The 7,875-nt window shown below is 72.5% G+C and carries 8 protein-coding genes; 2 read left to right on the top strand and 6 right to left on the bottom strand.

All coding sequences use genetic code 11. From position 1 onward, the window contains the following. Positions 1 to 128: 128 nt before the first annotated feature. From AOK23_RS35830 to AOK23_RS35820, 3 genes are all read right to left on the bottom strand, one after another. On the bottom strand, positions 129 to 1,358 hold the full coding sequence (locus AOK23_RS35830; RefSeq protein ID WP_055716699.1) for an ROK family transcriptional regulator: 1,230 nt from the start codon (positions 1,356 to 1,358) through the stop codon (positions 129 to 131). Positions 1,359 to 1,512: 154 nt separating this feature from the next. Continuing rightward, entirely contained in the window at positions 1,513 to 2,349 is an 837-nt protein-coding gene (locus AOK23_RS35825) for a hypothetical protein (protein ID WP_055716698.1), read from the bottom strand. Between the two features lie 252 nt (positions 2,350 to 2,601). Then, the gene (locus AOK23_RS35820) at positions 2,602 to 3,138 is read right to left on the bottom strand and encodes an HNH endonuclease (RefSeq protein ID WP_055538384.1); all 537 of its coding nucleotides are present in this window, start codon (positions 3,136 to 3,138) and stop codon (positions 2,602 to 2,604) included. A gap of 315 nt (positions 3,139 to 3,453) precedes the next feature. Here AOK23_RS35820 and AOK23_RS35815 point away from each other — a divergent pair, with 315 nt between their 5' ends. Beyond that, entirely contained in the window at positions 3,454 to 4,557 is a 1,104-nt protein-coding gene (locus tag AOK23_RS35815; protein ID WP_055716697.1) for a mechanosensitive ion channel family protein, read from the top strand. Between the two features lie 148 nt (positions 4,558 to 4,705). On the opposite strand, the gene AOK23_RS35810 is transcribed toward AOK23_RS35815, so the two are convergent. From AOK23_RS35810 to AOK23_RS35800, 3 genes are read right to left on the bottom strand one after another with little or no spacing between them, the layout of a single operon-like run. Further along, positions 4,706 to 6,067, bottom strand: a complete 1,362-nt coding sequence (locus tag AOK23_RS35810; RefSeq protein WP_055716696.1) for a hypothetical protein — start codon at positions 6,065 to 6,067, stop codon at positions 4,706 to 4,708. After that, complete coding sequence (locus AOK23_RS35805; RefSeq protein ID WP_055716695.1) at positions 6,064 to 6,777, bottom strand: ABC transporter ATP-binding protein; 714 nt, start codon at positions 6,775 to 6,777, stop codon at positions 6,064 to 6,066. Before AOK23_RS35805 ends, AOK23_RS35810 begins: the two co-directional genes overlap by 4 nt. After that, entirely contained in the window at positions 6,774 to 7,307 is a 534-nt protein-coding gene (locus tag AOK23_RS35800; protein WP_055716694.1) for a PadR family transcriptional regulator, read from the bottom strand. The genes AOK23_RS35805 and AOK23_RS35800 overlap by 4 nt, the downstream gene beginning before the upstream one ends. Before the next feature lie 187 nt (positions 7,308 to 7,494). On the opposite strand from AOK23_RS35800, the gene AOK23_RS35795 reads away from it, so the two are divergent. Then, positions 7,495 to 7,734: a hypothetical protein gene (locus AOK23_RS35795; RefSeq protein WP_055716693.1), complete on the top strand. Its 240-nt coding sequence runs from the start codon at positions 7,495 to 7,497 to the stop codon at positions 7,732 to 7,734. Positions 7,735 to 7,875: the final 141 nt, after the last annotated feature.

The raw sequence follows: 7,875 nt of genomic DNA, 5'->3' as shown, positions 1-7,875 counted from the left end.
CTCCGCCGCGTGGGCGCGACCGGCGGCGACGAGCCCTCAGTTGTCGAGCGGCCTCGCAGTCGGCCGGCGGTTGTCCGGCGGCGTCGGAGCCCGCCCGCAGCTGTCGAGCGGCCTCGGGGCCGGAGGTTTCAGCGGAGCGTCAACGTGTCGAAGACCTCGTCGCGCGTGGTGGCGAGCGCGCTCTCCAACGCCCCGCGCAGCACGGGGCGTTCGAGCACGTCACCGAGGACGAGCCGGGGCCGGGACGCGGCGAGTTCTCCCAGCTCGGCCTGGACGAGGGCCCGCAACGGCTCCCCGCCCGAGGTGAGCGCCGAGCCGCTCAGCACGATCAGCTCGGGATCGAGGACGGACACCAGCGAGGCCAGCCCGGTCGCGACGCTCGTGGCGTACGTGGCCAGGAGCCGCCGGTGCGGACCGGAGTTCACATCGGCGGCCCGCCCCACGAGGTCCGCCGCGACCTCGGCGTACGGCCCGTCCGGCACCGGGGTGATGCCCAGCTCCCGGGCGAGCCGGGGGATGACCTGAGCACCGGCGAGCTCCTGGAAGCCCCCGCTGTTCGCCTTGGTGACATGGCGGACCAGCGGCACACCGGGGACGGGCAGGAAGCCGACCTCCCCGGCGCCCCCGGTGAAGCCCCGGTGCAGCCGCCCGCCGAGGACGACCGCGGCGCCGATGCCGCCCTCGTTCCACAGCAGGACGAAGTCGTCGTGGCCCTTGGCCGCGCCCAGCCGCTGTTCGGCGAGGGCGACGAGGTTCACGTCGTTCTCGTACTCGACCGGCATCGGCAGCGCGGCGGCGATGTCGTCGAGCAGCGCGGGGGAGTGCCAGCCGGGCAGGTGCGAGGCGTAGCGCAGCCGGCCCGTGGTGGGGTCGAACGCGCCGGGGGTGCCGATGACCAGCCGGCGGACGTCGGACCGTACGAGCCCGGCGGCCTTGACCGCCCCGTCGAGCGCGGCGGTGACCTGGCGGGCGACGGGCTCGGCGGGGCGCCGTCCGGGGGTGGGGACGGCGTGCTCGCCGACCGTGCGGCCGGTGATGTCGGCGACGGCGGCGAGAACGCGCTCGGGGGTGACGTCGAGGCCGGCGGCGTACGCGGCGGTCGGGTTGACCGCGTACAGCTGGGCGTTGGGTCCGGGCCGGCCCGCGCCGGAGCCGCTGTCGCCGGGACCGTCGGTGTCGGTGCCGGTGGCGATGACGAGCCCGGCGGCCTCCAGCCGGGCGAGGAGCTGCGAGGCGGTCGGCTTCGACAGCCCCGTGAGCTTCCCTATCCGGGTCCGCGACAGCGGCCCGTGCTCCAGCAGCAGGTCGAGCGCGGCGCGGTCGTTCATGGCGCGCAGTACGCGAGGGGTTCCAGCCATGGGGAGCGTCACCGCCGAACTATTAGGAAGGTTTCCTATCGGATGTCAGGAAGATAGGACTAGACCAGGGGTGAGTCAATACGGGTCGGACGAAAAAAGCCCCCGGGCAACGGAGTCGTTACCTGGGGGCGGTGCCCGCGACGCGGGAGGGGTGTTAACTGACGTCGACGGAGTCGCCGGCGGACGTCTTGGCGGCGGTCGTCGACGTACCCGCGAACGTGTAGCGGTACGAGCCGTCCTGGGTGGCCTTCACGGTGGTGGACAGGGCGCCGCCGGTGCCGGAGGTCACCGTCTTCACGTCCGTGTAGGACGTGGTGCCGGCCGCCTTGAACTGGAGCGTCACCTTCTGGTCCCGGTAGCCGGTGTAGCCGCGGGTCTCCCAGTTCGCTCGGGTCAGCGCGCCCTTGACGGTCAGGGTCCTGCCCTTGACGACCGGTTCCGGGGTGGCGTTCACGGTGAGCTTCGCGGCGCGCTGGAGCTTGGCGGTGCCGAGGTCGCCCCAGATGTCGACGCCGTTCTCGAAGCTGATGTGGTCGTCGGAGTCGTCCTCGTCGACGGACGTGTGGCCGTAGACGGCGGCGGCCTTCCAGGTGGTGGCGTCCTCGGCGCCCATCAGGTTCTCGCGCGGGTCGACGGTGATCTTCGTCGCGCAGGACTGCGTCACCGTGGTGTCGGTGGTGGCCGTGGTGGTGCAGACGGGCTGCTTCGCGGAGCCTTCCAGTCCGTTGGCGGGGCTGGCGAGCCGGCCCCGGTACAGGGCGATGGCCAGGACGTTGTTCTCGTGATCGATGACGAGGTCCGCCGGGCGGGTGAAGCTGTACGTGACCGGGACGGTCACCGCGTCCTTGACGCCGACCACGATGGGCTTGCCGTTGTTCACCGTGACGGCGCCGAAGCTCAGGTGCGGCGAGTCGGCCAGCGCGGAGGGCGCGGCGAGGCCGGTGAGAGCCAGGGCGCCGGAGACGACGGCACCTATGGCGAGCTTTCGCATGAATTCCCCACATTCGAAACGGACCCCCGGGCGTTGCGCTCCAGAACAAGGGCCCGCTGTTGGGGTGACACTAAACGATCACCGATGTGCGGGGAATGCGGGGCGGCTGTGAAAGCGGCGACAAAACGCCTGGTCAGATGGGCGTGAGTGTTCCGGATGAGGCGTCCGGCGGCCATGTGCCGGACGCCCCTCGGCCGCCTGTCCGGCGGGGGCGTCCGGCGGGGGCATCCGGCGATGCGAAGGCCCGGACCGTCAGGCGGAGATGCCGTCGATCCGGGCCAGAGCGTCGTCCGCGCCGTACGGCTGGAGGTAGGGCAGCCAGCGCGGGTCCCTATGGCCGGTCCCGATGATGCGCCAGGCCAGACCGGTGGGCGGAGCGGGTTTGTGGCGGAGTCGCCAGCCGATCTCGACGAGATGACGGTCGGCCTTGACGTGATTGCAACGACGGCACGACGCGACGACGTTGTCCCAGACGTGCTTGCCCCCGCGGCTGCGCGGGATGACGTGGTCGACGCTGGTTGCGACGCCACCGCAGTACATGCACCGGCCCCCGTCACGCGCGAACAGCGCCCGACGGGTCAGAGGAACGGGCCCCCGATAGGGAACCCGGACGAATCGCTTGAGCCGGACCACGCTGGGTGCGGGGACTGTGACGGTCGCGCTGTGCATGAAGGCGCCGGATTCCTCCAAGGAGACGGCCTTGTTCTCCAGGACGAGGACGAGCGCGCGGCGGAGCGGTACGACGCCGAGCGGCTCGTACGACGCGTTGAGGACCAGGACATGCGGCACGGATGCCTCCTTGTACGCCGGCGGCGCGTGGCTCGCGCCGTGGACGATCCGTAGTCAGTCTCCCCTCAGGCCTGGTGGAAGCGCCACCATGTCCCGGTAACGGGCTGGGAGTGTTTTCGACCACACCTTGATTCATCCCCCGCTGCGTGCGCCCTTCACTCCCTGGTGAGCGCCCTGTCTCCCTCGAACATCGCTACGGCCTCCACACAATGCCCCGTTAGTGTGGTGGGTCTGCCCCTCCGGTGACCTTTCCGTGACCTGATCGATCTTGACCGCCGTACCGGGGGGCGGATAACGCACCTGGAGGTACCCGCCGTGTCGCCCGTTTCGTCCCTGCCCCTCCTACTGGCCGCCGCGTCGCCGTCGCCGTCTCCCTCGGAGACGCCGACGACGCCCGCGGTGCCCACCCTGGAGGACGCTCAGGAGAGCGCGACCAACGCCGCCAGCTGGGTGGAGGAGAACTGGTCCACATGGCTGGCCATCGGTCTGCGCGTGCTGCTGATCGTGGTGATCGCGGCGGTGCTCAGAGTGATGGTCCGACGGGCGATCACCAAGCTCATCGACCGGATGAACCGCTCCGTGCCGGCCACCGAGGGCTCCACCCTCGGCGGGCTGCTGGTCAACGTCGAGCGCCGTCGCCAGCGCTCCCAGGCCATCGGCTCGGTGCTGCGTTCCGTGGCGTCCTTCCTGATCCTGGGCACGGCCGCCCTGATGGTCCTCGCCACGTTCGAGATCAACCTCGCCCCGCTGCTGGCCTCCGCCGGTGTCGCGGGCGTCGCGATCGGTTTCGGCGCCCGGAACCTGGTCACGGACTTCCTCTCCGGCGTCTTCATGATCCTGGAGGACCAGTACGGCGTCGGTGACACCGTCGACGCGGGCGTCGCCTCCGGCGAGGTCATCGAGGTCGGCCTGCGCGTCACCAAGCTCCGCGGCGACCAGGGCGAGATCTGGTACGTCCGCAACGGCGAGGTCAAGCGCATCGGCAACCTCTCCCAGGGCTGGGCCACCGCCGGTGTCGACGTCACCGTCCGTGCCGACGAGGACCTCGACAAGGTGCGCCGCACGCTCGCGGAGGTCGGCGAGACGATGGGCAAGGAGGAGCCCTGGAACGAGCTGCTGTGGGGCCCGGTCGAGGTCCTCGGCCTGGACGACGTGCTCCTGGAGTCGATGGTCGTCCGCGTCTGCGCCAAGACCATGCCCGGCAAGGCCCTCACCATCGAGCGTGAGCTGCGCTGGCGCATCAAGAAGGCCTTCGACGCCGCCGACATCCGCATCGTCGGGGGCATACCCGCGCAGCCCGACGGCCCGGCCGACGATCCCGCAGCCGCCGTCTCGCCCCCGTCGGTGTACGCCAACTCGACCTCCCCGCAGTCGGAGCGGGCCACGCCGATCACCCCGTCGGGCGTGCCGACGAAGTAGGGCGCGCGGCGCGCCCGCCCGTGTACGACAGTGGGGGCGCCCGGAGAGATCCGGGCGCCCCCACTGCTTTCCCGCGCTCCGGGAGGACCCCCGTACACCCCAGAGCGCGGGCGAGCGGCCGGGCCGTGTCCGCCGCGGCCCCCCTCCGCTACGCGTACCGCAGCTCGCCCGGCCGCACCGTCCGGCGCAGCAGGGGCAGGGACGTGGCCGCCGCCAGCAGACAGGCGCCGAACGCCACGACGGGGACCAGCAGGGCGCCGAACGGCAGGACCGAAGTCCCGGCCATGGCCATGGCGTAGGCGAAGGCGATGCCCGTGCCGCCGGCCCCGGCCAGCAGCAGCGACGGCACCAGGGGCAGGGCCGTCTCCAGAATCAGCGCGCGCCCCAGCACCTCGTACGGCACCCCGGCGGCGACCTGGGCGGCGAGGCCCCGGCGGCGTGTGGCGAGCGACTCGGCGGTGCCGACGGCCAGCGCGGCGAAGGTGATGGCGAAGCCGACGACGATCGCGGTGGCGGTCAGGTTCAGACCGGCGGTGTAGAAGTCGGCGCGATCGGTCAGGTAGTCGTACTTCGCGATATCCGCGAGCAGCGTGGCCCGTACCCCGATGAACCCGCTGCCGACGACGGTCCCCATGAGGACGGCCGCGTGGGTGCGGGCCGCCGCCCAGGGGTCCTGGCGGAGCCGCTCGGCGGCGATCAGGACCGCCGGGTTCCCCGCGCGGCCGGCGAGCACCTTGCCGGTGAGCTTCGCGACCGCGCCCGACAGCAGGACCGCGCCCGCGCCCACCACCAGCAGCACGGCGAACAACGTCAGCGGTGCCGCCTTGAAGGTGTTGTCCGGCATGTCCATGTAGGTGGAGGCGACGGCGACCAGCGCCACGAGCACCAGAAGTGCCATCGCCCCCAGGAGCACCCACTGCGGACCCCGGCCCGTCCTGGGCCCCACCCGCCGGACCCAGCCCAGTGGCGAGGCCACCACACGGCGCAGCGCCAGCACGCTCACCAGCGCGCCCAGGGCGGGCACCCCCAGCGACACCAGGGCGATCCCCGCCCAGGCCAGGGCGGAAGGGCTTCGCCACTCGCGCAGCAGCGACAGCACGAAGAAGACGGTGACGACCAGTGAGCCGATCAGACAGGCGATCCCGGTCTCCAGCGCCGCGATCCGGCGCACCTGCCCCACCGACGCCCCGGCCAGCCGCAGCCCGGCCAGCCGTCGGTCCCGGTGCACGGCGCCCACCCGGGCACACTGGCCGAGGAACCCGAGCACCGGGACCAGCAGGAGCAGCAGGGTCAGGATCACCCCGGAACGCTGGCCGGGATTGTTCAGCAGCCCGTCGGCCACCGGAACCTGATAGCGCCCCTGGAGGGAGGCCAGCACGGCCGCCGCCAACCCGAGACCCGTCGCCAGCGCGGCGCCCAGGGCGGTGAGCGTGACCCGCCACCACTCCCGGCGGTCCGAGCCCTGTGTCAGCAGGAAGGCGAGGCGGAGATCGTTCGCGAGGGTGCTCAACGCGACACCCCCAGCGGCGCCTCGGCCTCGGAGACCACGACGCCGTCCTCCAGCGTGACCTCGCGGTCCGCGTACGCCGCGGTCTGCGCGTCGTGCGTGATCAGCAGCACCGACGTACCGGACTCCCGGGCCGTGTGCACCAGCGCCGCCATCACCTGCTCGCTCGCCAGCGAGTCCAGCGCCCCGGTCGGCTCGTCCGCGAACACCACCCTCGGCCCCGTCACCAGGGCCCGCGCCAACGACACCCGCTGGGCCTGGCCGCCGCTCAGCTCGCCCGGCCGCTGCTCCTCCTGGCCGCGGACACCGAACCGCTCCAGCCACTCACCGGCCCGTGCCCGCGCCTCGCCGCGGCCGGTGCCGGCCAGCAGCAGCGGCAGCGCCACGTTGTCGACGGCGGTCAGCTCCGGGATCAGCTGCCCGAACTGGAAGACGACCCCGAAGTCGGTCCGGCGCAGCGCGCTGAGCCGCTTCTCGGGCAGCTGGTCCAGCCGCTCGCCGGCGTACGTCACCGATCCCTCGTCCGGCCGCGCTATGCCGGCCAGGCAGTGCAGCAACGTGGACTTTCCGCTGCCGCTGGCCCCGGTGACGGCGAGGATCTCGCCCTCGCGCAGCTCCAGCGAGGCGCCCCGCAGCGCCCGCGTCCTGCCGTGCGCCTTGACGAGGCCGCGGGCGGCGAGGAGCGGCACGGGGCCCGGGTGGTTCTCGCTCATGCTGGGTCGACCTCCGCGGTCAGATTGGTCAGCCGGGCCGCCGTGGTGTTCATCCAGCGGAGGTCGGCGTCGAGGTGGTTGAGGGCGTAGTCCGCCGAGAGCACGGTCGAGAGGTCTGCCCCCGGCGCGGTCTTCACGGCCGTCAGCTCCCGCATCCGCTCCATGTGGGCGGCGCGCTGCGCCCGGAGGTAGGCGGCCGGGTCGCCGTCGGCGAGGATCGACACGACGAGCTTGGCGAAGATCTCGTTCGTCACGAACGGCGCGGGCGGCGCGATCCCACCGGCCCACTCGGCCAGCTCGCGCGCCCCCTCGTCCGTCGAGCGGTACACGGTCCGCTCCGGGCCGCTGTCCGCCTCGGTGGCGTCGACCTCGGCGAGTCCGTCGCGGACCAGCCGCTGGAGGGTCGTGTAGACCTGGCCGTAGGCCAGCGGGCGGGCCTGCGGGAAGCGTTCGTCGTGCCGTCGCTTGAGGTCGTAGCCATGGCTCGGCCCCCTGGCGAGCAGCCCCAACAGGATGTGACGGGTGCTCATGGAGATCAGTATGCACTGAGTACATGTACTGAGTGAATAGCGGCCCCGGTTCTTGCCTCCGTCAGCCCGTCCGGCGTGAGCCGGGCCACGATCTCCGCCCCGCCACGTCTGCGGCGGCGTCCACGGGGTAGGGCTGGAGTACCCCGGACCCGCACATCCACCGTCGTACGACGACAAGGAGGCCCCCGTGGCCGCACCGGTACACCTTCCGACCCAGGCCGTCCGCTCCAAACGCGTCCTCGAGCCCCACCGGCTCGTCGAACCCCATGTCTGCGTATTCACCGCGGAGGGTCCCTGCGCCGAGGCGCCGCTCACCAGCGAGCCCCCGCTCCCGGACGCCGAGCCCCTCACCAGCGAGCCGCCCCTCGCGGACGCCGCACCCCTCACCAGCGAACCCACGTCCAACGGCGCCGCATCGGGGGTCTAGATGCCACCACGCCCGGCCGACCCGGGAGAACCACCACCGTCCGGCGCCCCCGCGGAGCCGTCGGACACGACCCCGCTGGCGCGGCTCGCCGCGTCGTACGGGGTCGCCACCTCCTACCGCCCGTCCCCGGACCGTACGGTC

The organism is Streptomyces torulosus, assembly GCF_001419765.1.
GTDB classification, from domain to species: domain Bacteria; phylum Actinomycetota; class Actinomycetes; order Streptomycetales; family Streptomycetaceae; genus Streptomyces; species Streptomyces torulosus.
This window is presented reverse-complemented; position numbering and strand designations above follow the sequence as displayed.

Excerpts from the sequence above, each read along its gene's own strand:
- AOK23_RS35830 (WP_055716699.1), bottom strand. The coding sequence starts at position 1,358 with ATGGCTGGAACCCCTCGCGTACTGCGCGCCATGAACGACCGCGCCGCG.
- AOK23_RS35825 (WP_055716698.1), bottom strand. The coding sequence starts at position 2,349 with ATGCGAAAGCTCGCCATAGGTGCCGTCGTCTCCGGCGCCCTGGCTCTC.
- AOK23_RS35805 (WP_055716695.1), bottom strand. The coding sequence starts at position 6,777 with ATGAGCGAGAACCACCCGGGCCCCGTGCCGCTCCTCGCCGCCCGCGGC.
- AOK23_RS35800 (WP_055716694.1), bottom strand. The coding sequence starts at position 7,307 with ATGAGCACCCGTCACATCCTGTTGGGGCTGCTCGCCAGGGGGCCGAGC.